Source organism: Streptomyces roseochromogenus subsp. oscitans DS 12.976 (assembly GCF_000497445.1).
GTDB classification, from domain to species: Bacteria; Actinomycetota; Actinomycetes; order Streptomycetales; family Streptomycetaceae; genus Streptomyces; species Streptomyces oscitans.
Genome location: NZ_CM002285.1, coordinates 4,625,686 through 4,647,521 on the forward strand (window position 1 = coordinate 4,625,686; position 21,836 = coordinate 4,647,521).

General features: G+C 72.2%; 20 protein-coding genes, 1 tRNA gene and 1 pseudogene. 9 read left to right on the top strand and 13 right to left on the bottom strand.

Annotation, left to right across the window (positions count from 1 at the left end; translation table 11 throughout):
• Positions 1-156: 156 nt before the first annotated feature.
• The 3 genes from M878_RS69585 to pdhA are packed head-to-tail and all read right to left on the bottom strand — an operon-like array spanning position 157 to position 3,814.
• Positions 157-1,659 (bottom strand): dihydrolipoamide acetyltransferase family protein, encoded by a 1,503-nt coding sequence (locus M878_RS69585; protein WP_023548367.1) that lies wholly within the window; start codon positions 1,657-1,659, stop codon positions 157-159.
• Complete coding sequence (locus tag M878_RS69590) at positions 1,659-2,663, bottom strand: alpha-ketoacid dehydrogenase subunit beta (protein ID WP_023548368.1); 1,005 nt, start codon at positions 2,661-2,663, stop codon at positions 1,659-1,661. Before M878_RS69590 ends, M878_RS69585 begins: the two co-directional genes overlap by 1 nt.
• The gene (gene pdhA / locus M878_RS69595; RefSeq protein ID WP_023548369.1) at positions 2,660-3,814 is read right to left on the bottom strand and encodes a pyruvate dehydrogenase (acetyl-transferring) E1 component subunit alpha; all 1,155 of its coding nucleotides are present in this window, start codon (positions 3,812-3,814) and stop codon (positions 2,660-2,662) included. The genes M878_RS69590 and pdhA overlap by 4 nt, the downstream gene beginning before the upstream one ends.
• A 190-nt stretch (positions 3,815-4,004) precedes the next feature.
• Here pdhA and M878_RS69600 point away from each other — a divergent pair, with 190 nt between their 5' ends.
• On the top strand, positions 4,005-4,490 hold the full coding sequence (locus M878_RS69600) for an Lrp/AsnC family transcriptional regulator (RefSeq protein WP_023548371.1): 486 nt from the start codon (positions 4,005-4,007) through the stop codon (positions 4,488-4,490).
• 117 nt (positions 4,491-4,607) lie between these two features.
• On the opposite strand, the gene M878_RS69605 is transcribed toward M878_RS69600, so the two are convergent.
• Positions 4,608-5,195, bottom strand: coding sequence for a TetR/AcrR family transcriptional regulator (locus M878_RS69605; RefSeq protein ID WP_023548373.1), 588 nt, complete (start codon positions 5,193-5,195; stop codon positions 4,608-4,610).
• On the bottom strand, positions 5,192-6,706 hold the full coding sequence (locus tag M878_RS69610; protein WP_023548375.1) for a 3-hydroxyacyl-CoA dehydrogenase: 1,515 nt from the start codon (positions 6,704-6,706) through the stop codon (positions 5,192-5,194). The genes M878_RS69605 and M878_RS69610 overlap by 4 nt, the downstream gene beginning before the upstream one ends.
• Positions 6,707-6,918: 212 nt before the next feature.
• Here M878_RS69610 and paaN point away from each other — a divergent pair, with 212 nt between their 5' ends.
• On the top strand, positions 6,919-8,613 hold the full coding sequence (gene paaN / locus M878_RS69615) for a phenylacetic acid degradation protein PaaN (RefSeq protein WP_023548377.1): 1,695 nt from the start codon (positions 6,919-6,921) through the stop codon (positions 8,611-8,613).
• A 7-nt stretch (positions 8,614-8,620) separates the two neighbouring features.
• On the opposite strand, the gene M878_RS69620 is transcribed toward paaN, so the two are convergent.
• Genes M878_RS69620 through M878_RS69630 form a run of 3 tightly spaced genes read right to left on the bottom strand, consistent with a single transcriptional unit; the run spans position 8,621 to position 11,518 of the window.
• Positions 8,621-9,370 (bottom strand): TrmH family RNA methyltransferase, encoded by a 750-nt coding sequence (locus M878_RS69620; RefSeq protein ID WP_023548379.1) that lies wholly within the window; start codon positions 9,368-9,370, stop codon positions 8,621-8,623.
• A 10-nt stretch (positions 9,371-9,380) separates the two neighbouring features.
• Positions 9,381-10,580, bottom strand: coding sequence for an HTTM domain-containing protein (locus M878_RS69625; protein ID WP_023548381.1), 1,200 nt, complete (start codon positions 10,578-10,580; stop codon positions 9,381-9,383).
• Positions 10,577-11,518 carry a DUF5819 family protein gene (locus tag M878_RS69630; protein WP_023548383.1) on the bottom strand — a complete coding sequence of 314 codons (942 nt, stop codon included), beginning with the start codon at positions 11,516-11,518 and terminating at the stop codon, positions 10,577-10,579. Before M878_RS69630 ends, M878_RS69625 begins: the two co-directional genes overlap by 4 nt.
• 353 nt (positions 11,519-11,871) lie before the next feature.
• On the opposite strand from M878_RS69630, the gene paaA reads away from it, so the two are divergent.
• The 6 genes from paaA to M878_RS69660 all read left to right on the top strand — a co-directional run bounded on the left by paaA (position 11,872) and on the right by M878_RS69660 (position 16,856).
• Entirely contained in the window at positions 11,872-12,909 is a 1,038-nt protein-coding gene (gene paaA, locus M878_RS69635; protein ID WP_023548385.1) for a 1,2-phenylacetyl-CoA epoxidase subunit PaaA, read from the top strand.
• Complete coding sequence (gene paaB / locus M878_RS69640) at positions 12,906-13,193, top strand: 1,2-phenylacetyl-CoA epoxidase subunit PaaB (RefSeq protein ID WP_014673816.1); 288 nt, start codon at positions 12,906-12,908, stop codon at positions 13,191-13,193. The genes paaA and paaB overlap by 4 nt, the downstream gene beginning before the upstream one ends.
• A complete protein-coding gene (gene paaC / locus M878_RS69645; protein WP_023548388.1) occupies positions 13,190-13,921 on the top strand; it encodes a 1,2-phenylacetyl-CoA epoxidase subunit PaaC in 732 nt (243 codons plus the stop codon). Before paaB ends, paaC begins: the two co-directional genes overlap by 4 nt.
• Positions 13,915-14,496, top strand: a complete 582-nt coding sequence (paaD, locus tag M878_RS69650) for a 1,2-phenylacetyl-CoA epoxidase subunit PaaD (RefSeq protein WP_023548390.1) — start codon at positions 13,915-13,917, stop codon at positions 14,494-14,496. The genes paaC and paaD overlap by 7 nt, the downstream gene beginning before the upstream one ends.
• Positions 14,496-15,560 (top strand): 2Fe-2S iron-sulfur cluster-binding protein, encoded by a 1,065-nt coding sequence (locus tag M878_RS69655; protein WP_023548392.1) that lies wholly within the window; start codon positions 14,496-14,498, stop codon positions 15,558-15,560. Before paaD ends, M878_RS69655 begins: the two co-directional genes overlap by 1 nt.
• A gap of 153 nt (positions 15,561-15,713) precedes the next feature.
• Positions 15,714-16,856, top strand: coding sequence for an acyl-CoA dehydrogenase family protein (locus tag M878_RS69660; protein WP_023548394.1), 1,143 nt, complete (start codon positions 15,714-15,716; stop codon positions 16,854-16,856).
• A gap of 64 nt (positions 16,857-16,920) precedes the next feature.
• On the opposite strand, the gene M878_RS69665 is transcribed toward M878_RS69660, so the two are convergent.
• The 5 genes from M878_RS69665 to M878_RS69680 form a co-directional block, all read right to left on the bottom strand.
• Complete coding sequence (locus M878_RS69665; protein ID WP_023548396.1) at positions 16,921-17,268, bottom strand: rhodanese-like domain-containing protein; 348 nt, start codon at positions 17,266-17,268, stop codon at positions 16,921-16,923.
• A gap of 51 nt (positions 17,269-17,319) precedes the next feature.
• Positions 17,320-18,132: a hypothetical protein gene (locus M878_RS69670; RefSeq protein ID WP_023548397.1), complete on the bottom strand. Its 813-nt coding sequence runs from the start codon at positions 18,130-18,132 to the stop codon at positions 17,320-17,322.
• Between the two features lie 241 nt (positions 18,133-18,373).
• Positions 18,374-19,813 carry a DUF2252 domain-containing protein gene (locus M878_RS69675; protein ID WP_023548399.1) on the bottom strand — a complete coding sequence of 480 codons (1,440 nt, stop codon included), beginning with the start codon at positions 19,811-19,813 and terminating at the stop codon, positions 18,374-18,376.
• Positions 19,814-20,008: 195 nt separating this feature from the next.
• Complete coding sequence (locus M878_RS92945) at positions 20,009-20,602, bottom strand: Rossmann-fold NAD(P)-binding domain-containing protein (protein ID WP_031225339.1); 594 nt, start codon at positions 20,600-20,602, stop codon at positions 20,009-20,011.
• Between the two features lie 225 nt (positions 20,603-20,827).
• A tRNA-Leu gene (locus M878_RS69680) sits at positions 20,828-20,911 on the bottom strand.
• A 592-nt stretch (positions 20,912-21,503) separates the two neighbouring features.
• Here M878_RS69680 and fhaA point away from each other — a divergent pair.
• A pseudogene (gene fhaA / locus M878_RS69685) lies at positions 21,504-21,836 on the top strand (antibiotic biosynthesis regulator FhaA); the annotation flags it as partial.

Below are 21,836 nucleotides of genomic sequence, written 5' to 3' on the forward strand. Positions count from 1 at the left end.
GCCGAGCCGCCGGGCGGCGCCGCCGGCCAGCACGACGGCGTCGTAGGGCACGGGCGTCCCGGGGGCGGCGGGGGCGTTGTCGCTCATCCCCCGAGTATGTCCCGAGGGGCTGCGCTTGTATCGTCCGCGGGGCCCTCCTTCCGGGCCCCGCGTGGGTCACAGCGTGCGCAGGAGCACCGCCGGCTGCTCCACGCAGTCCGCCACGTACCGCAGGAAGCCGCCGGCCGTGCCGCCGTCGCACACCCGGTGGTCGAAGGTGAGCGAGAGCTGGACGACCTGGCGCACGGCCAGCCCTCCTTCGTGCACCCAGGGCTTCGGGACGATCCGGCCGACGCCGAGCATGGCCGCCTCGGGGTGATTGATGATCGGCGTGGAGCCGTCGACGCCGAAGACCCCGTAGTTGTTCAACGTGAAGGTCCCGCCGGTGAGTTCCCCGGGTGTGAGCGTTCCGGTACGGGCGGCCTCCGTGAGCCGCGCGAATTCGGCGGTCAGCGACTCGGCGTCGCGCGCGTGGGCGTCCCGGACGACCGGCACGACGAGCCCGCGCCCGGTCTGCGCGGCGAACCCGAGGTGGACGTGGTCGAGCTGGACGACCTCGCGCGCCTCGGCGTCGACGTACGAGTTCAGCTCGGGGAACCGGGCGAGCGCGGCCGTGCAGATGCGGGCGAGCAGCGCGAGGAGCGAGATCTTCGGCCCTCCGGCGGCGTTCATCGCGGCACGCGCGCGCATGAGTTCGGTCGCGTCGGCGTCGACCCAGCAGGTGGCGTCCGGGATCTCCCGGCGGCTGCGGGAGAGCTTGTCGGCGACGGCACCCCGCACGCCCTTGAGGGGGACGCGGATGCCCGCGGCGCGCGCGGCCGAAGAGGTCGGGGCGGGCGAGGGCGTGACGGCGGAGGCCGCCGGGCCGGGCGCCTCGGCCGTGCGGCTGCTCTGGGCGGCCTTGGTCCGCAGGACGTGCTCGACGTCCGCGCGCAGGATCAGCCCGTCCGGGCCCGAGCCCGCCAGCTGCCGCAGGTCCACGCCGCCCTCACGGGCGAGCCTGCGCACCAGCGGGGAGATCACGGGCACGGGGCCTTCGGCGTGGAGTGCGGCCACGGGCGCGTGGGTCGTACCGGGGACGGCCGGGGTCCCGTTCTGCCGCGCCGTTTCAGCGGACGCCGCGGTCGCGCCCCGCTGCCCGGCCGGGTGCGCTCCGGACGACGCGCTCGCGGCACACGGCGCGCTCGCGGCGGGGGTGCCGTCGCCACCGGTCCCAGCGTTCATGTGGGGCGTGCAGTCGCCCCCGGTCCCGGCGTTCGCGCCGCGGGTCGCCACCGGGGTCGGCCGTACCCGTCGGCGGCGCGAGGGCGCTTCCGAGGTGCCGTATCCGACCAGGACGTTGCCTGACCCCTCGGCCTCGCCCGTGGGGGCCGCCGGTCCCACCGCGACGGTCAGCAGCGGTGCGCCGACCGGCAGTTCGGTGCCCTCCTCGCCGAAGCGGGCGGTGACCACACCGCCGTAGGGGCAGGGCACCTCGACCATCGCCTTGGCCGTCTCGACCTCGACGACCGGCTGGTCGACGGCGACGACGTCGCCGACCTGGACCAGCCAGCGCACGATCTCCGCCTCGGTGAGTCCCTCGCCGAGGTCGGGGAGCCTGAACTCCAGCACCTGTGCCATCAGCCCTCGGCCTCCCACTGCAGCCGGGCCACGGCGTCCAGGATGCGGTCGACGCCGGGCAGATGGTGCCGCTCCAGCATGGGCGGGGGGTAGGGGATGTCGAAGCCTGCCACACGCAGCACCGGCGCCTCCAGGTGGTGGAAGCAGCGCTCGGCGATGCGGGCCGCGATCTCGCCGCCCGGCCCGCCGAACCCGGTGGACTCGTGGACGACGACCGCGCGTCCGGTGCGCCGCACGGCCGCGCAGACCGTCTCGTCGTCGAACGGCACCAGCGAGCGCAGGTCGACCACCTCCAGGTCCCAGCCCTCGGCCCGCGCGGCCTCGGCGGCCTCCAGACAGACCGGCAGGGAGGGGCCGTACGTGATGAGCGTGGCGCTGCGGCCCGGGCGCCGGACGACCGCCCGTCCGATGGGCTCGACCTGCGTCGGCTGCTCGGGGTTCCAGGTGTCCTTCGACCAGTACAGCCGCTTGGGCTCCAGGAAGACGACCGGGTCGTCGGAGGCGATGGCCTGGCGCAGCAGGCCATAGGCGTCGGCGACGGTCGCAGGTGTGACGACGTGCAGTCCCGGCGTGGCCAGGTAGTAGGCCTCGGAGGAGTCGCTGTGGTGCTCGACACCGCCGATGCCGCCGCCGTAGGGGACGCGGACGGTGATCGGCAGGGGCATCCTGCCGCGGGTGCGGTTGCGCATCCGGGAGACATGGCTGATCAGCTGCTCGAACGCCGGGTAGGCGAAAGCGTCGAACTGCATCTCCACCACCGGTCGCAGGCCGTACATGGCCATGCCGACGGCGGTGCCGAGGATGCCGGCCTCGGCGAGCGGGGTGTCGGTGCAGCGGTCCTCGCCGAACTCCTTGGTGAGGCCGTCGGTGACCCGGAAGACACCTCCGAGGGTACCGACGTCCTCGCCCATGACGTGCACGGCAGGGTCATCGGCCATCGCGTCGCGCAACGCGCGCGTGAGGGCCTGCGCCATGGTGGCGGGCTTGACGGCGACGGTGGTCATCGGATGCCGCCTTCCGGCTCGCCGTGCTGCTCCTGCTCGGCTTCCAGCTCGGCCCTGAGCAGAGCGCGCTGCTCGCGCAGTTGGGCGGTGGTCTCGGCGTAGACGTGGTCGAAGAGGGCCATGGGGTCCAGTTCGGGGTCGCGGTTCATGCGGTCGCGCAGATCGGCGGCCATCTCCTCGGCGTCCTGCCGGGCGGCCTCTATCGCGGGCTGGTCGAGCAGCCCTCGCGCGGTCAGCTCCGCCTCCAGCAGCTCGATCGGGTCGTGGGCGCGCCAGGCCTCGACCTCGGCGTCTGCGCGGTAGCGGGTGGCGTCGTCGGCGTTGGTGTGGGCGTCCATCCGGTATGTCACCGCTTCCACCAGGGTCGGGCCGCCGCCCGCGCGCGCGTGCCGTACGGCGTCGGCGAGGACCTCGTGCACGGCCGCCGCGTCGTTGCCGTCGACCAGCCGGCCCGGCATGCCGTACCCGACGGCCTTGTGGGCCAGGGAGGGCGCGGCGGTCTGCTTGGCGAGCGGGACGGAGATCGCGAAGCCGTTGTTCTGGACGAGGAAGACGACGGGCGCCTGCCAGACGGCGGCGAAGTTCAGCGCCTCGTGGAAGTCGCCCTCGCTGGTGCCGCCGTCGCCGACCAGGGCGAGCGCGACCACGTCGTCGCCCTTGAGGCGGGCGGCGTGCGCGAGGCCGACGGCGTGCGGCAGCTGGGTGGCCAGCGGGGTGGAGAGGGGAGCCACACGGTGGGTGCGGGGGTCGTAGCCGTTGTGCCAGTCGCCGCGCAGCAGGGTGAGCGCCTCGACGGGGTCGACGCCCCGGGCGACGACGGCGAGGGTGTCGCGGTAGCTGGGGAAGAGCCAGTCGCGTTCTTCCAGGGCCAGCGCGGCGGCGACCTCGCAGGCCTCCTGGCCGGTGCTGGAGGGGTAGACGGCGAGGCGGCCCTGTTTGGTGAGCGCGGTGGCCTGCGTGTTGTAGCGGCGGCCGCGCACCAGCTGGGCGTAGAGCCGGATCAGCAGGTCCGGGTCGGCCTTGGCGGCCGCCTCGGTGCCGAGGACGCGGTAGGGCTCGGCGTCGGGCAGCAGCGGCGCGGGGTCCATACGGGGCTGCCAGGCGGGCGGCGGGGATGGCCGGTACGCGCCCCGCTGCTCCATGACCGTCATGACGGCACCTCCTCGTGGGAGCGGCTACGGGAGGCGCGTCGGCTGTGAAGCGCCTCACCAACCGATTGTTCGGTCGCCAGCACATTTTGGCTACAGGCCCCTCCAGGCTGTGGACAAACGGTTCTCCACAGCCTGGAATGAATGCAGGACGTCCACGGCGAGGGAGCGGGGGGCAATGGCAGCTGAACAAATGGCCGACGGACCGCAGGACAGCGTCCCGCTGCCGCCGCCGCGTCCGCTGGACGCCATCGATCAGGACATCCTGAAGATCCTCCAGTCGGACGGCCGCGCCTCGATACGGTCCGTCGCCGAACGCGTCCATGTCTCGCGCGCCAACGCCTACGCGCGCATCAACCGGCTCGTCGAGGACGGCGTCATCCGTGGCTTCAGGGCGCGCGTGGACCACGAGCGGGCGGGGCACGGCACGTCGGCGTACGTCACTCTGAAGATCGTCCAGAACACCTGGCGCTCGGTCCGCGAGCAGCTCAGGCGGCTGCCCGGCGCCTCCCACATCGCCCTCGTGGGCGGCGACTTCGATGTGCTGCTGCTCGTGCACACGCCCGACAACAGGGCGCTGCGCGAGCTGGTGCTCACCCGGCTCCAGGCGATCCCCGAGGTGCTCAGCACCCGCACGCTGCTGGTGTTCGAGGAGGAGGACCTGGAGCCGGAGGCGTGACGAAAAGCGTGCCCGAGGCGTGACCAAAAGCGAGCCGGAGGCGTGACCAAAGACGTGCCGGAGGCGTGACGAAAAGCGTGCCCGAGGCGTGACCGAAGGCGAGCCGGAGGCCTGAGCTCAGCTTTGCTTGAGGCCCGCGAAGACCAGCCGGACCACCGCGTCGGCCACCTCGCGTTCGCCGGCGCCCCGCGGGTCCGGCCGGTACCACTCCACGATCGAGTTGATCATGCCGAAGACCAGCCGGGTGGCCAGGCGGACCTCGACGTCGCCGCGGACGTCCCCGTCGGCCGCCGCGGCCTTCAGCAGTTCCGCGACCCGGTGGTCGAAGTCGCGCCGCCGCTCCAGCGCCCACCGCTCGGTCGCGGTGTTGCCGCGCACCCGCAGCAGCAGCGTCACGTACGGCAGCTCGCCTATGAGCACCTCGACCATGCGCCGCACCACGTGCTCCAGCCGGTCCACGGCACGCCCCACGCACGCGTGCTCCTCGGCCAGGATGGCGAACAGGCCGTCCAGGGCGCGGCTGACGGCCCGGCGCAGGAGTTCCTCCTTGCCGCTGACGTGGTGGTAGATCGACGACTTGGAGATCCCGGCGGCCTTGGACAGGTGCTCCATGGAGGTGCCGTCGTAGCCGCGCTCGTTGAAGACCTGGACGGCCACGGAGAGCAGTGTCTCGGGTGTGTACGTGTCGCGCTTGACCGTGGTCATGAGGTGCTCTCCCGCTTGTCGATGGCGTACGCGTGGCGGTAGAGCGCGAGGGAGGGCGCGTAGCGTCCGGAGGGGTCGCGCTCGTGCATCTCGTCCAGGACGTCGAAGGCGAACTCGCGACCGAGCCTGCGGTCCCACTCGAACGGGCCGAGCGGGTAGTTCACCCCGAGGCGCATGGCCGTGTCGATGTCCTCCTCGGTGGCGACGCCCTTGGCGACGGCGTCATGGGCGAGGTCGATGATCCGGGCGACCGTGCGCGCGACGATCATGCCGGGGACGTCGCCGATGACGCTGACGTCCTTGCCGAGGGCCTGGAACAGGCCGATGGCCTCGGCGAGGGTCTTCGGCGAGGTGTCGTGGGAGGCGGACAGGGCGACGCGGGTGGCCGCGCGGTAGTCCAGGGCGAGGTCGAAGTAGACGACGTCCCGGAATTCCACGCAGGTCTGCCCGTCGGCGAGGACCAGTTGGCCGCCGCTCGGCAGCACCAGGCGGGTGCCGTTGTCCTCGTCCTCCTCGCGGACCGGGATGCCCGCCTCGCGGATCAGCGTGAGCAGCTCGGCCGCGGGGCCGAGGCCGCCCTCGGCGACGACGTAGGCGGGCGGCTGCTCCTTGTCGGCGGTGTGCGGTTCGGGCTTCTCGGCGCCCTCGGCGTGGTCGTACCAGCCGTGCCCCGTCTTGCGGCCGAGGCGGCCGGACTCCACCAGCCGGCGCTGGGCCAGGGACGGGGTGAAGCGCACGTCCTGGAAGAAGGACTGCCACACCGAGTGGGTGACGGACTCGTTGACGTCCTGCCCGATCAGGTCGGTCAGTTCGAAGGCGCCCATCCTGAAGCCGCCGGACTCGCGCAGGATCGCGTCGATGGTGGCCGGGTCGGCGGCCTGGGCCTCGTAGACCGCGAAGGCCTCGGCGTAGAACGGCCGGGCGATCCGGTTGACGATGAAACCCGGGGTGTCGGCGCAGGCCACCGGGGTCTTGCCCCAGGCGCGGGCGGTCTCGTACGCGCGCGTGGCCGATGTGACGTCGGTGGCGGACCCGGAGACGACCTCGACCAGCGGCAGCAGCGGGGCCGGGTTGAAGAAGTGCAGGCCCACGAAGCGGCCGGGGTGGCGCAGGGCACCGCCGATGGCCGTCACCGACAGCGAGGAGGTGTTGGTGGCGAGCAGGCAGTCCTCGGCGACGATCTCCTCCAGCTCGCCGAAGAGCTGCTGTTTGACGTCCAGCCGCTCCAGGACGGCCTCGACGACCAGTCCGCAGTCCGCCAGCTCGGCGAGGCTCTCCGCGGGCGCGAGGCGGGCGCGGGCCGCGTCCCGGTCGGCGCCGGTGATCCTGCCCTTCTCCGCGAGCCGGTCGAGGCGCGTGCCGATCGCCGCGGCCGCGTCCCGGGCCCGCCCGGCGACGGCGTCGTACAGCCGCACGGGGTGGCCGGCGACCAGCGCGACCTGGGCGATGCCCTGGCCCATGGTGCCGGTGCCGACGACGGCCACGGGGCTGCTGAGGTCGAGTGCTGTCATGTGCGCGATCCTCCCGCACGACGTTTTCCACAGATGCGGCGGACCCCCTTGTCCCGACCGATCGTTCGGTTACTCTAGCTCTGACTGCCCGCCCGCCGCCCACCACCGCCCTGACCGAGGCGCTTCGCGCCACACTTTTTATTCAACCGCGCCACTTTCTTCCCAGGTTGTGAACTCGACGACGAGTTCTCCAGATGAGGAGTTGGTCCCGCATGGCCGCCGAACTGACCGCCCACGCTCTGATCGCGAAGCACCGGCCCACCCTGGACCAGGCACTGGAAGCGATCCGCACGCGCGCGTACTGGTCGCCGCATCCCGAGCATCCGAAGGCCTACGGCGAGAACGGCAGCCTGGACGCGGCGACGGGCAAGGCCGCCTTCGACGCCCTGCTGGGCAACCGCCTCGACCTCGCCGACCAGCCCGGCATCGACGACTGGGTGGGCGACGAGGTCTCCCCGTACGGCATCGAGCTGGGCGTGACCTACCCGCACGCGGACATCGACGTGCTGCTGCCCGCGATGAAGGCCGGACAGCGCGCCTGGCGGGAGGCCGGCGCAGAGCTGCGGGCCATGGTCTGCCTGGAGATCCTCAAGCGGATCAGCGACCGCACCCACCAGTTCGCGCACGCGGTCATGCACACCAGCGGGCAGGCGTTCATGATGGCGTTCCAGGCGGGCGGCCCGCACGCCCAGGACCGCGGCCTGGAGGCGGTGGCGTACGCGTACGCGGAGCAGGTCCGCACGCCCGAGACGGCCGAGTGGACCAAGCCGCAGGGCAAGCGCGACCCGCTGGCCCTCACCAAGCGGTTCACGCCGGTCCCGCGCGGCCTCGCCCTGGTCATCGGCTGCAACACCTTCCCGACGTGGAACGGCTATCCGGGCCTGTTCGCCTCCCTGGCGACCGGCAACGCGGTCCTGGTCAAGCCGCACCCGCGCGCGGTTCTGCCGCTCGCCCTCACTGTGCAGATCGCGCGCCAGGTGCTCGCCGAGACGGGCTTCGACCCGAACCTGGTGGCGCTGGCCGCCGAGCGCCCCGGCGAGGGCATCGCCAAGACCCTCGCGACCCGCCCCGAGATCCGGATCATCGACTACACAGGGTCGACGATCTTCGGCGACTGGCTGGAGGCCAACGCCCGCCAGGCGCAGGTCTACACCGAGAAGGCCGGCGTCAACACGGTGATCGTGCACTCCACGGACACCTACAAGGGCATGCTGTCGAACCTGGCGTTCTCGCTGTCCCTGTACAGCGGCCAGATGTGCACCACCCCGCAGAACCTGCTCATCCCGCGCGACGGCATCCGTACCGACGAGGGCCCCAAGACCTTCGACGAGGTCGCCGCCGACCTCGCCCGCGCGGTCGACGGTCTCCTCGGCGACGACGCGCGCGCGAACGCCCTGCTGGGCGCGATCGTCAACCCGGACGTCAAGGCCCGTCTGGAAGCCGCCGCCGGCCTCGGGGAAATCGCCCTCGCCTCACGGGAGATCAGCAACCCCGAGTTCCCGGACGCGGTGGTGCGCACCCCGGTCATCGTCAAGCTGGACGGCGCCAAGCCGGACGACCAGGCCGCCTACATGAGCGAGTGCTTCGGCCCCGTCTCCTTCGCCGTCGCCGTCGACTCGGCCGCCGACGCGGTGGAGCTGCTGCGCCGCACGGTCCGCGAGAAGGGCGCGATGACGGTCGGCGCCTACACCACCGACCCCGAGGTCGAGCGGGCGATCGAGGAGGTGTGCCTGGAGGAGGCGGCCCAGCTGTCGCTCAACCTGACCGGCGGGGTGTATGTGAACCAGACTGCCGCCTTCTCCGACTTCCACGGCTCGGGCGGCAACCCGGCGGCGAACGCGGCCCTCACCGACGGCGCGTTCGTGGCCAACCGCTTCAGGGTGGTGGAGGTCCGCCGGGAGGCGTAGCGACTGCTCAGGAGGGTGCGCCCCCTGTAGCACTCCAGTGGTACAGCGTCATCGCCACGCTGGTGGCGAGGTTGTAGCTGGAGACCTGGGGGCGCATCGGCAGGGCCAGCAGATGGTCGGCACGCGCGCGCAGCTCGGCCGACAGCCCGCTGCGCTCCGAGCCGAACGCCAGGACGGCGGCGTCGGGCAGCTTGGTGCCGCGGATGTCCTCGCCCTCCGGGTCGAGGGCGAACAGCGGCCCGGCGGGCAGCTCGTCGACGCCGAGGCGTTCCACGGCGGTCGCGAAGTGCAGGCCGGCGCCGCCGCGCACCACCGTGGGATGCCAGGGGTCGAGCGTGCCGGTGGTGACCACGCCGGTCGCCCCGAAGCCGGCGGCCAGCCGGATCACGGCGCCGGCGTTGCCCAGGTTGCGGGGGTTGTCCAGGACCACGACGGGCGCGCTGCGCGGGGTGCGTGCGAGCGTGCGCAGGTTGGCCTCGCGCGAGGGCCGTACGGCGAGCGCGGCCACACCGGTCGGGTGCGGCCGCGGCACGAGCGAGGCGTACGTCTCCGCGGACACCTGCGTGAGCAGCGCGTCCAGCGCGTCCCGTACGTCACCGGCGAGTTCCTCGGCGAGGGCGAGCGCGGCCGCCCGGTCGGTGGTGACCGCCACCGGGATCTCGGCCCCGAAGCGCAGCGCGTGCTTGAGGGCGTGGAAGCCGTCGAGCAGCACGGCGTCATCGGCGTGCGCGCGCCAGCGGGTCAGCGGGTCGGTCATGCCGTGCACCCTACGCGGCCCCCTGCGGGCTCCCCTCCGGCGAGCGCGGCGCGGGCACCGCGGGGTCACTGCGCCGGACCGTCCGCTCGCGCGCGCGTGCCACCAGCGCGCCCAGCCGGCGCAGGAACGGCGTCGGCAGGAAGACCGCGTCCGCAGTGATCATGGCCAGCGAGAAGAACGGCAGCCCGAGCACGACCGCGATCACCGAGTGCTCGATCATCAGCAGCACCAGCAGGACGTTCTTGACCCGCCGGTTGAACAGGGTGAACGGGAAGGCGACCTGCACCGCGACCGTCCCGTAGGCCACGATCGTCATGATCGTGCCGCTGGCGGACATCAGATCCGCGAGTCCGGGCCAGGGCGAGAAGTAGTCCAGGTGGAGCGGGTAGTAGACGGCGGTGCCGTCCTGCCAGCGCGAGCCCTGGATCTTGTACCAGCCGGCCGTCGCATAGATCAGGCAGGCCTCCGCCATGATCACCAGCAGGGCGCCGTTGTGGAGGATGTTGGTGATGACGTCCAGCAGGATCCGCGGCTCCGGCGACTTCGCCCAGCGGCCGACGGCCCACCACAGGCCGAGTACCACCCAGGCGGTCCACAGCAGCGCGGGGATCAGCCAGCCGTTGTCGAACCGGCCGGTGAACGTGGCTATCGCGAGCGCGAGTCCGAACACCGCCCACAGGGCCGGTCCCACCCGGTCGGCGGGAACCCGCTCCCCACGCGCGCGTGCCGCCCCGGTGCGCGCCGCCCGCCGCGCGTCCAGCGACCACACCTGTCCGCACCGTGTGAACACGAGGTAGAAGGACATCAGGTGCAGCACGTTGTCGCCGCCGTCGCCCACGAAGACGCTGCGGTTCTGCAGTGACAGCACCCCCAGCATGAACAGCACGGACGCGGTCCGGGTGCGCCAGCCGAGCAGCAGCGCGGCACTGGCGGCGATCGCCAGCAGGTAGAAGCACTCGAACCACACCTGTCCGTCGGACCACAGCAGAGCCGTGAACGCGTGGTTGTCGGCGGTCAGCTCCTTGGCGAGGTTCCAGCCCCACGGTCCGGCCGGACCGTACAGCTCCTGGCGGTGAGGGAACTCACGCAGCAGGAACAGCAGCCAGGTCCCGGCGAACCCGATGCGGATCACGGCGCTCTGATACGGCCCGAGAGCCGCGCCGGTGGCCCGGGCGATACCGCACGAGAGGATCAGGGAGAGCCTGTTCACCGCACACCTCCCGCTGCCTCGCCGGCCGTCACGGTCCACCAGGGCAGCACGCGGTAGACGGGCTTGTCGGGCACGCGCTCACGGCTCCACTCGGGCGGCTGCACATTGGTGGTGCTGGAACGGATCTGCACGCGCTGGATGACGCCCTCCTGGTCGGCCGGATAGGTCCGGTACAGCCGCATCACCACGATCCGGCGCAGGTACTGCTCGGACAGGGAGCCGCGCATGCCCAGGGAGCGGTTGTCGGTGCTGTGCGTGGCGGTGAAGAAGTCCCAGGCACGTCGCAGCTCGTTCTGCTGCGTGTGGCTCGGCACCAGGTTGCCGTCGATCGCGGCACCGTCCTGGGCGGAGAGGTCGGTCCACCCGGTGGTGCGCAGTCCGCCGTCCTTCGCGCGCACCACGGCACGCACCTGCACGGCGATGTTCTGCTGCAGCGGGTTCGGCGCGAACAGCTTCCAGTTCTGCTCGAACTCCGGGTACACCCATTCCTCGACGGCCTTGCCGTGCTGCTTGGTCACCGTGTTCGCGGGGGCGAGGCTGAGGAACACCATCAGCAGATGCACACAGGCGGCGACGCCGACCACCGCGAGCGCCAGCGCCGCGACGACCTGGTAGCGGGGGGAGAGGGCGGCCACGCCGGTACGGGGCACGCCGGGCGGCCGCGGGGCGCCGGGCTCGGGCGACGGCACAGGGATGGTCAGGGCAGTCGGGGTGGCGGGCCCGGCCGTCGGCTTCGACCGGGGTGCGCGGTCCGCGCTGCCGAAATCCCCGCCGCCGGAATCCCCGACGCCGTCATCCGCGCCGCCGGAATCCGCACCGCCCGCGGCCGCCGCATCCGTCAGGGAGTCCACGCGGGCCGGGGGAGTCTCCGGGAGACGCGTCCCGGCCGACCCGTCGGGGCCGGGCCGGGCCCCCGAGTCCTCGTCGTACGCGTCCATTCCGCCCCGTCCCCCGTTTCGGCTCGGTCGTTCGGCTGGGTGTCCAGCTCGGTGCTGCGGCGCCACCACGAGCGCCCCATGATTCACGCACGCCACTCCTCGGCGTTCCACGGAACGGTACTCAGCCCCGGCCACCGGGCGCAGCCCCGGGGGCGGGCGAGGGCCGTGGTCCTCGCCACGCGGTACGGCGCCGGCACCGGGCGCGCCCGCCCTCCCGCACGTTGTCCACAGGCTGCCGCCGGAGTTTTCCACAGCGGTTGACACCCCACGGCGCCCGGCACACCATTGATGCGCACGGACCGAACGATCGGTCGGTACAGATTCACCCAAGAGCCCGAGGTCAGGGGGACCGCATGGCCACAGCAGCCGCGCAGCGCACGGCCCGCACACCGGCGGACGGCGCACCGGACAGCGTCGACACGGCGGCCTACCAGCACGCCTTCGACACAGCCGTGGCCGCCGACGAACGCATCGAACCCCGCGACTGGATGCCCGACGCCTACCGCGCGACCCTGGTCCGGCAGATCGCCCAGCACGCGCACTCCGAGATCATCGGCATGCAGCCCGAGGCCAACTGGATCACCCGCGCCCCCTCCCTGCGCCGCAAGGCGATCCTGATGGCCAAGGTCCAGGACGAGGCCGGCCACGGCCTGTATCTGTACAGCGCCGCCGAGACCCTCGGCACCGGCCGCGACGAGCTGCTCGACAAGCTGCACAGCGGCCGCCAGAAGTACTCCTCGATCTTCAACTACCCCACCCTGACCTGGGCCGACGTCGGCGCAATCGGCTGGCTGGTGGACGGCGCCGCGATCACCAACCAGGTCCCCCTGTGCCGCTGCTCCTACGGCCCGTACGCCCGCGCGATGGTCCGGATCTGCAAGGAGGAGTCCTTCCACCAGCGCCAGGGCTACGAACTGCTGCTGGCCCTCAGCAAGGGCACCCCCGCACAGCACGCGATGGCACAGGACGCGGTGAACCGCTGGTGGTGGCCCTCGCTGATGATGTTCGGCCCGCCCGACGACGCCTCCCAGCACTCGGCGCAGTCGATGGAATGGAAGATCAAGCGCCACTCCAACGACGAGCTGCGCCAGCGCTTCGTCGACATCTGCGTCCCCCAGGCCGAGTCCCTGGGCCTCACCCTCCCCGACCCGGACCTGCGGTGGAACGAGGAGCGCGGACACCACGACTTCGGCCCCATCGACTGGACGGAGTTCTGGGAAGTCCTCAAGGGCAACGGCCCGTGCAACGAACAGCGGATCACTCAGCGCCGACGCGCCCACGACGAGGGCGCATGGGTACGGGAAGCGGCCGCCGCCTACGCGGCCAAGCACACCCGCGGCACCGGTGAGACAGCACACGAGACAGGCGAGACAGGAGCGGAGCAAGCATGAGCACCACCGACTGGCCCCTGTGGGAGGTCTTCGTGCGCTCCCGGCGCGGCCTCTCCCACACCCACGCCGGCAGCCTGCACGCCCCCGACGCGGAGCTGGCCCTGCGCAACGCACGCGACCTGTACACGCGCCGCGGCGAGGGCGTGTCGATCTGGGTCGTCCCGGCCGCCGCGATCACCGCGTCCTCGCCGGACGAGAAGGACCCGTTCTTCGAACCGGCCGCCGACAAGCCCTACCGGCACCCGACCTTCTACGAGATCCCGGAAGGGGTGAAGCACCTGTGACCGCCACCGGCCCCGCCACCGTCCCGGTGACCGCCGCGCTCGCCCTCGGCGACGACGCCCTGGTGCTCTCCCACCGGCTGGGGGAGTGGGCCGGGCACGCCCCCGTCCTCGAGGAGGAGGTCGCTCTCGCCAACATCGCCCTCGACCTGCTCGGCCAGGCCCGCATCCTGCTGTCGATGGCCGGTGACGAGGACGAACTGGCCTACCTGCGCGAGGAGCGGGCCTTCCGCAACCTCCAGCTGGTCGAGCAGCCGAACGGCGACTTCGCCCACACGATCGCCCGCCAGCTGTACTTCTCCACCTACCAACAGCTGCTCTACGCCGAACTGGCAGCCGGCGACGGCCCCTTCGCGCCCCTCGCCGCGAAGGCGGTCAAGGAGGTCGCCTACCACCGCGACCACGCCGAGCAGTGGACCCGCCGCCTCGGCGACGGCACGGAGACCAGCCACGAACGGATGCGCCACGCCTGCGCGGCCCTGTGGAAGTTCACCGGTGAGATGTTCCAGCCGATCGAGGGCCTGGAGACCGACTGGACCGGCCTGGACCAGCGCTGGCAGGAGTCCGTCGCAGACGTCCTCAGCCGTGCCACGCTGCCCCTCCCCGAGGGTCCGCGCACCGGCGCCTGGTCGGCCGGCGCCGGCCGACAGGGCCTGCACACCGAACCGTTCGGGCGGATGCTCGCCGAGATGCAGCATCTGCACCGCAGCCACCCGGGGGCGTCATGGTGACCGCCACCGCCCTGGAGGCGGAGCTGCTGGAGCTGGCCGGCTCGGTGCCCGACCCCGAACTGCCGGTGCTCACACTCCAGGAGCTGGGCGTGGTGCGCGCGGTGCACGTCCACGGCGGGGACGCGGTCGAGGTCGACCTGACCCCCACCTACACCGGCTGCCCCGCCATCGAGGCGATGAGCGTGGACATCGAACGGGTGCTGCGCGCCCACGGCATGCGTGAGGTCACGGTCCGCACGGTGCTCACCCCCGCCTGGACGACCGACGACATCAGCACCGAAGGGCGGCGCAAACTCCAGGAGTTCGGCATCGCTCCCCCACGGGTGCGCGAGGCCTCCGGCCCGGTCGCACTGGCTCTCGGCCCGACCCGAACCGAACACGAACCCCCCGCACGCACCAAGGCCACCTCGCCCACCGCACCGATCGCATCCACCGCGCCCACCGATCCCATCCGCTGCCCGCACTGCGGCTCCGCCGACACCGAGTTGCTGAGCAGGTTCTCGTCCACCGCGTGCAAGGCGCTGCGCCGCTGCCTCGCCTGCCGTGAACCGTTCGACCACTTCAAGGAGTTGTGATGGCGCGCTTCCACCCGCTCCCGGTGGCCGCGGTCGACCGGATCACCGACGACTCCGTCGCCCTCACCTTCACCGTCCCGCCCGAGCTGCGCGAGGAGTACCGGCACGCACCTGGTCAGCACCTGGCGCTGCGCCGACAGGTCGACGGCACCGAGATACGGCGCACCTACTCGATCTGCTCCCCCGCGCCCGACCCGGCCGGCGCGGGTCCGGACACCCTGCGGGTGGGTGTGCGGCTGGTGGAGGGCGGAGCCTTCTCCGCCTACGCGCTGAAGGAGATCAATGTCGGTGACGTGCTGGAGGTGATGACGCCGGCCGGCCGCTTCACCCTGGAACCGGCGCCGGGGCTGTACGCGGCGGTCGTCGGCGGCAGCGGGATCACCCCGGTGCTGTCCATCGCCTCCACTCTGCTGGCGCGCGAGCCGGCGGCCCGGTTCTGTCTGATACGCAGTGACCGCACGGCGGCCTCGACGATGTTCCTGGAGGAGGTCGCCGACCTGAAGGACCGCTACCCCGAGCGGTTTCAGCTGGTGACCGTGCTCTCCCGCGAGGAGCAGCAGGCGGGCCTGCCGTCCGGCCGGCTCGACCGCGAGCGGCTCAGCGGGCTGCTGCCCGCGCTGCTGCCGGTCAACCAGGTCGCGGGCTGGTTCCTGTGCGGGCCGTACGGGCTGGTGCGGGGCGCGGAGCAGGCGCTGCGCGAGCTGTCGGTGGACCGCTCCCGCATCCACCAGGAGATCTTCCATGTGGACGCGGGCTCGCCACCGGCCACCACCGCCCGGACCCCCGCGCACAGCACGGTCACCGCCCGGCTCGACGGACGCGGCGGCACCTGGCCGGTACAGGAGGGCGAGTCCCTGCTGGAGGCGGTCCTGCGCAACCGCCCCGACGCGCCCTACGCCTGCAAGGGCGGAGTCTGCGGGACCTGCCGCGCCTTCCTGGTCTCCGGCGAGGTGCGCATGGACCGCAACTTCGCTTTGGAGACGGAGGAAACGGAAGCCGGCTATGTCCTGGCCTGTCAGTCGCACCCGCTGACGGAACGGGTGGAGCTGGACTTCGACCGCTGAGGGCTGCGGGGGCGGCAACTCGGCGTGGGGGAGGGGGGAGGGGGGAGGGCCCCCTAGGAACGCCGGGGTTTCGCGTCGGACCATTCCCTTCTTCTAGAACCTGTTCTATCTTGACGAACCGTCAGATCACCGGACTCGCCGGGAGGACAGGCCGTGGACTTCACCTTCACCGAGGAGCAGCGGGCGGCGGCCGAGGCGGCGCGCGGGGTGTTCGCCGGCGTGGTACCGGACGCGGTGCCCAGCCCGGCGCTCACCACCGGTGCCGTGGCCGAGGGCTTCGACCGGGAGCTGTGGTCCCGGCTGGCCGAGGCGGATCTGCTGAGTCTGCTGCTCGACGAGGCACACGGCGGTTCCGGTCTGGACGCGATCGCGCTGTGCCTGGTGCTGCGCGAGTCGGCCAAGGTGCTCGCCCGGGTGCCGCTGCTGGAGCACAGCGCGGCGGCAGCGGCCGTACAGGCCTATGGCGGGCCGGAGTTGGCGCGGCGGCTGCTGACGCGGGCCGGCCGGGGCGAGCTGGTACTGACGATCGCGGCGAACGGCCGCAGCGGCCACGACCCGGCCGAACTGGCCGTCGGCGCACAGCGGGACGGTACGGAGTGGGTGCTGGACGGGGTGCAGACGGCGGTGCCGTGGGCGTACGGCGCGGACTTCGTCGTCGTACCGGCGCATCTGGCCGGGACGGCTGCCGAGCGGACCGTGCTCGCGCTGGTGCCGCGTGAGCGGGACGGCGTGGTCCTCGCCGAGCAGGTGTCCACCAGCGGAGAGCGGCTGGCCGAACTGCGGCTCGCGTCCGTGCGGATCGGCGCGGGTGACGTCATCGAGGCGGACGGCGCCTGGGAGTGGCTGCGTGCGCTGCTCGCCACCGGTACGTGCGCGCTGGCGCTCGGGCTGGGCGAGCGGGTGCTGGACATGACCGCCGAGTACACCGGGAAGCGGGAGCAGTTCGGGTATCCGATCGCGACGTTCCAGGCGGTGGCCGTGCAGGCTGCGGACCGGTATATCGATCTGCGCGCCATGGAGGCCACCCTCTGGCAGGCCGCCTGGCGGATCGCCTCGGGGGCGTCGGGGGCGCTGCCCGCCGCCGGGGACGTCGCGGTGGCGAAGATCTGGGCGGCGGAGGGGGTGCGCCGGGTGGTGCAGACGGCCCAGCATCTGCACGGCGGGTTCGGGGCCGACACCGACTATCCGCTGCACCGGTATCACGCCTGGGCCAAGCACGTGGAGCTGGCGCTCGGCCCGGCGTCGGCGCACGAGGAGAGGCTCGGGGATCTCCTGGCCGCACATCCCCTGGGCTGACCGGCGCGCGGTCCCGCAGGTGGCGCAGAACGCTCCCCGAGGCAACAAGGAGGGCTAAGGAGAGCTACAGAACGAACCCGGGCTCGCCCTCATCCGTGATCACCGGGCGGCCCGCTGCCTGCCAGACCTGCATGCCGCCGTCGACGTTCACCGCGTCGATGCCCTGCTGGACCAGGTACATGGTGACCTGGGCCGAGCGGCCGCCGGAGCGGCAGATGACGTGGACGCGACCGTCCTGCGGGGCAGCCTCGGTCAGCTCGCCGTAGCGGGCCACGAACTCGCTGATGGGGATGTGCAGCGCTCCCTCGGCGTGGCCCGCCTGCCACTCGTCGTCCTCGCGGACGTCCAGCAGGAAGTCGCCGTCCTTGAGGTCCGTGATCTCGACCGTGGGTACCCGAGCTGCGAAATTCATGTCCCCGACGCTACCCGAAGGTCCCGGGCGCCTGCTGAAGCGAGCCGCGGCTCAGTCCTGTGCCAGCAGGGACGCCAGCTCGGCCTCCCGCTGGGCGATGTCGGAGCGCAGTCGGCCGGCGATCTCCTCGAGGAGCCCGTCGGGGTCGTCCGGGGCGAGTCGGAGCATGCCGGCGATCGGGCCCTCCTCCAGTTCCCGGGCGACGAGGGTGAGCAGTTCCTTGCGCTGGGCGAGCCATTCGAGGCGGGCGTACAGCTCCTCGGCGGGGCTCGGGAGCCGCTCGGGCGGTACCGGGCCTGCCGCCCACTCCTCGGCCAGCTCCTTCAGCAGCGTCTCGTCGCCGCGGGCGTAGGCGGCGTTGACGCGTGTGATGAACTCCTCACGCCGCTGCCGTTCCGCTTCCTCCTGCGCCAGGTCGGGGTGGGCCTTGCGGGCCAGCTCACGGTAGAGCTTGCGGGCCTCTTCGCTGGGCCGTACCCGCTCCGGAGGGCGTACGGCCTGGTCGGTGAGCATGGCGGCGGCCTCCGGGAACAGGCCGTGGCCGTCCATCCAGCCGTGCAGCAGTTCCTCCACGCCGGGGATCGGCAGGACGCGGGCGCGGGCCTCCTCGGCGCGGCGGATGTCCTCCGGGTCGCCGGTGCGGGCGGCCTTCGCCTCGGCGATCTCGGCGTCCAGCTCCTCGATCCGGACGTAGAGCGGGCCGAGCCGCTGCTCGTGCAGCCGGGAGAAGTTCTCGACCTCGACCCGGAACGTCTCCACGGCGATCTCGTACTCGATCAGCGCCTGCTCGGCGGCCCGTACGGCGCGCTCGAGCCGTTCCTCGGGCCGCGGCGCCTGGGACTGATCGGCTTCCGGGGTCGTCACGCCGAACAGCGTAGCCGCTGCGCTTGGCTCGGGCCGGGGGCATCTCGCCGTAGGGCTACCTGTAGTCCCGTACGGCTACCCCGTACAGCTACCTGTAGTCCCGTACGGCTACCTGTCGTCTGCCGCGTGGGGAGCCGCATATCGACACAGCCTCGCGCTCCTAGGGTGCTGCAGCCGCCGTCGGCGCCCTCGCACCCTCCCCCCGGCCGCACCTCCGACCCGGCCACACCCCGAGCTTGTCTCATACCCCCAGCTCGGCCGCGATGCGTCCCGTCCGCACCGCCGCCACCAGCTCCGTGTGATCCTCCTCCGTGCGGTCGGCGTAGGTGACGGCAAAGGCGGCGATCGCCTCGTCCAGTTCCTCGTTCTTGCCGCAGTACCCGGCGATCAGCCGCGGGTCGGCGCTGTGGGAGTGGGCGCGGGCCAGCAGGGCACCGGTCATCCGGCCGTAGTCGTCGACCTGGTCGGCGGCGAGGGCGGCGGGGTCGACGCTGCCCTTGCGGTTGCGGAACTGGCGGACCTGGAAGGGGCGCCCGTCGACGGTCGTCCAGCCGAGCAGGATGTCGCTGACGACCTGCATCCGCTTCTGGCCCAGAACCACCCGGCGGCCCTCGTGGTCCACCGGCGGTGTCTCGAAACCGACCGTGGCCAGGTGCGGGACCAGGACCGAGGGCCGGGCCTCCTTCACCTGGAGCACCAGCGGCTGCTCACGGTGGTCGAGGAGCAGCACGACGTAGGACCGGGTGCCGACGCTGCCCGTGCCGACCACCCGGAAGGCCACGTCGTGCACGGCGTGCCGGGCGAGCAGCGGGTGCCGGTCCTCGCTGAGCGTGTGGATGTACGACTCCAGGGACGCGGCGACCGCGTGGGCCTCCTCGTCCGGGATCCGGCGCAGCACGGGGGCGGCGTCCATGAACCGGCGTCCGCCGTCCTCGACCGCCTCGGTCGACTTCGCCGCGAACCGGCCGCTGGTGTTGGCGCGGGCCTTCTCCGAGACCCGTTGCAGGGTGCCGAGCAGATCGTGGGCGTCGGTGTGGGAGACCAGTTCCTCGTCGGCGATGGCGTTCCACGCGTCGAGGACCGGCAGCTTGGCCAGCAGCCGCATGGTGCGGCGGTAGGCGCCGGCCGCGTCCTGGGCTGCCGCGCGGCAGGTGTCCTCGTCGGCGCCGGCCTCCCGCCCGGCGAGCACCAGCGAGGTGGCGAGCCGCTTCAGATCCCACTCCCAGGGGCCGTGTACGGTCTCGTCGAAGTCGTTGAGGTCGATGACGAGACCGCCGCGGGGGTCGCCGTACAGGCCGAAGTTGGCCGCGTGCGCGTCTCCGCATATCTGGGTGCCGATCCTGGTCATGGGGGTGCGGGCCAGGTCGTACGCCATGAGTCCGGCCGAGCCGCGCAGGAAGGCGAACGGGGTGGCCGCCATCCGGCCGACGCGTATGGGCGTCAGCTCGGGGATACGGCCGGCGTTGGACTCGGTGACGGCGCGCACCGCGTCGGGGCGGGCAGCGTCCAGGTCGAGGGTGCGGTGTGCGCCGCGCGGCACGCTCGTGCGCAGCGCCTTGCCCTCTTCCTTGGGCGAGCCCTGCCGCGGCCACTGGGCGAAGCCGCTCACCCGGGGCAGCCGGCGCGTGTCCCGCGCCACCGCGCCCACCGTGTCCGCCGCTTCCCCACCGGCACCGGTCACCGCGACCGCCTCCCCCGTACAACGCGCACGACACGAACGGCACGTACAACCGTCCGCACGAACATCAACTCGCCCAGACCGTACAACCGATGGCCCGTATGCGTCAGACCCGGTGGGACACGGCAAGCATCGGGTCCGCTCGGTTCTTACCGATGTGGTGGCTTCTCTCGCGCCGATATGGAGCCTCAACTCCCGCTAACGGTGCTTCAGTTCCTGTTCGGCCACCGCCCGGAGGCTGTGCGGCGGGCGGCTGGTGAGGCGGTGGACGGTGTCGGTGGTGCGGTCCTCGGCGCCCTGGGCGATGGCGCGGTCCATCCGGGCCGGCAGGGCGGCGAACTCCGGTGGCAGCCGTGCGGCCAGCCGGTCTCGCAGCTGCTCGTACGTCAGCTGCCGGTGGGCCACGGGCCGGCCGGTGGCCTCCGTGACGAGGGCGGCGACGTGGTCGTGGCCGAGCGTCTTCGGTCCGGTGGGGACCGGATCGGTGTGGGGCGCCCGGTCGTCGGTCAGGGCACGGACGGCTACGGCGGCGAGGTCGAGCTGAGCTGTACGGCGCAGGCGGGCCCGCTGGAGGTAGGGCAGCGTGACGGCGGCCGGGTCCGGGTCGCCGACCGGCGGGACGGGGTAGACGTGTGCGGCTGCGGCGTGGGCGGCGGTGTCGTCCGAGTCGAAGCGGACCGCCTCCGCGCCCGGGAGCCGGGTGGCCCGGCGGCTCGCGGCGCGGACGCGGTGGCCGGCGGCGACCAGCCGCGCCTCGGTACGGCTGCCGGTGGCTCCGTTGGCCGCGCACAGCGGGCGGCGTTCACGGCCGGAGTCCTAGGGACCGATGCGCCCTCGGCCCCGAACGCCCCTATGTGAGAGACAACTCACACCCGGCGCGAGAAAGTCGCGAGAGGTAGCGAGAAGTCGCGAAAGGTCGCGAGAAGTGAAGAACGCCACCCCCCGCGCCGGCGCACAACGGCGGAGACGCAAAGCGAAACGGTCGGCATCGTGATCACGATGCCGACCGTTCGTCGGTGCGCGAGGGGGGAGTTGAACCCCCACGCCCTTGCGGGCACTGGAACCTGAATCCAGCGCGTCTGCCTATTCCGCCACCCGCGCATTGGGTGTGTCTTCCGGCTCCGTCCCTTTCGGGCTGGCCCCTTCCGACATCCAGAACATTAGCACGTCGTACGGGGTGGGTTCACATCCCTTCCCGCCCGGCGGCCACACCCACCGGCCGCACCCACCGATCGCGCCCGCCACCGGCGCGGACCGCGCCGGTCACCCGCACCCCGGCGCCCGCCGCCTGCGCGTTCGCCCCGCTTCCCGCCATGTCTGTCGCCGCTTCCCGCCGCGTCTGTCGCTGCCTTCCGGCGGGTATCGCGGCCCTCCCGGCGCGCATACCGGCGCCTTCCCGGCGCGCGTATCAAGGTGACCCGGTTCACGTATCAACCTCGTACCGGTCCCGGGCATCTGCCCAGGAGGCGGGCCGGGTCCACAGCCGGGTGCGGGACACTGGTCTTAGCCCGCCTCTACGATCCATGGCAGCGTGAGTGCGTGCCGGGAGTTCGAAGGGGAGCCGCTGGGGGAACCGGCTGATTGCCGGACGCGTAGATACGATCAGTAAGCAGCACCAGCGGAACAGGCAGTACAGGCAAGGCAGCGGCTACACAGCAGGGCAACGCAACGACAGGGACGGAGGAGGTGCCCCATGGGAGTCCTGAAGAAGTTCGAGCAGCGTCTCGAAGGTCTGGTGAACGGCACCTTCGCCAAGGTCTTCAAGTCCGAGGTCCAGCCCGTGGAGATCGCCGGCGCACTCCAGCGTGAGTGCGACAACAACGCGACGATCTGGAACCGCGACCGGACCGTCGTACCCAACGACTTCATCGTGGAGCTGAGCACGCCGGACTACGAGCGGCTCAGCCCCTACTCCGGGCAGCTCGGCGACGAGCTGGCCGGCATGGTCCGCGACTACGCCAAGCAGCAGCGCTACACGTTCATGGGCCCGATCAAGGTCAATCTGGAGAAGGCCGACGACCTGGAC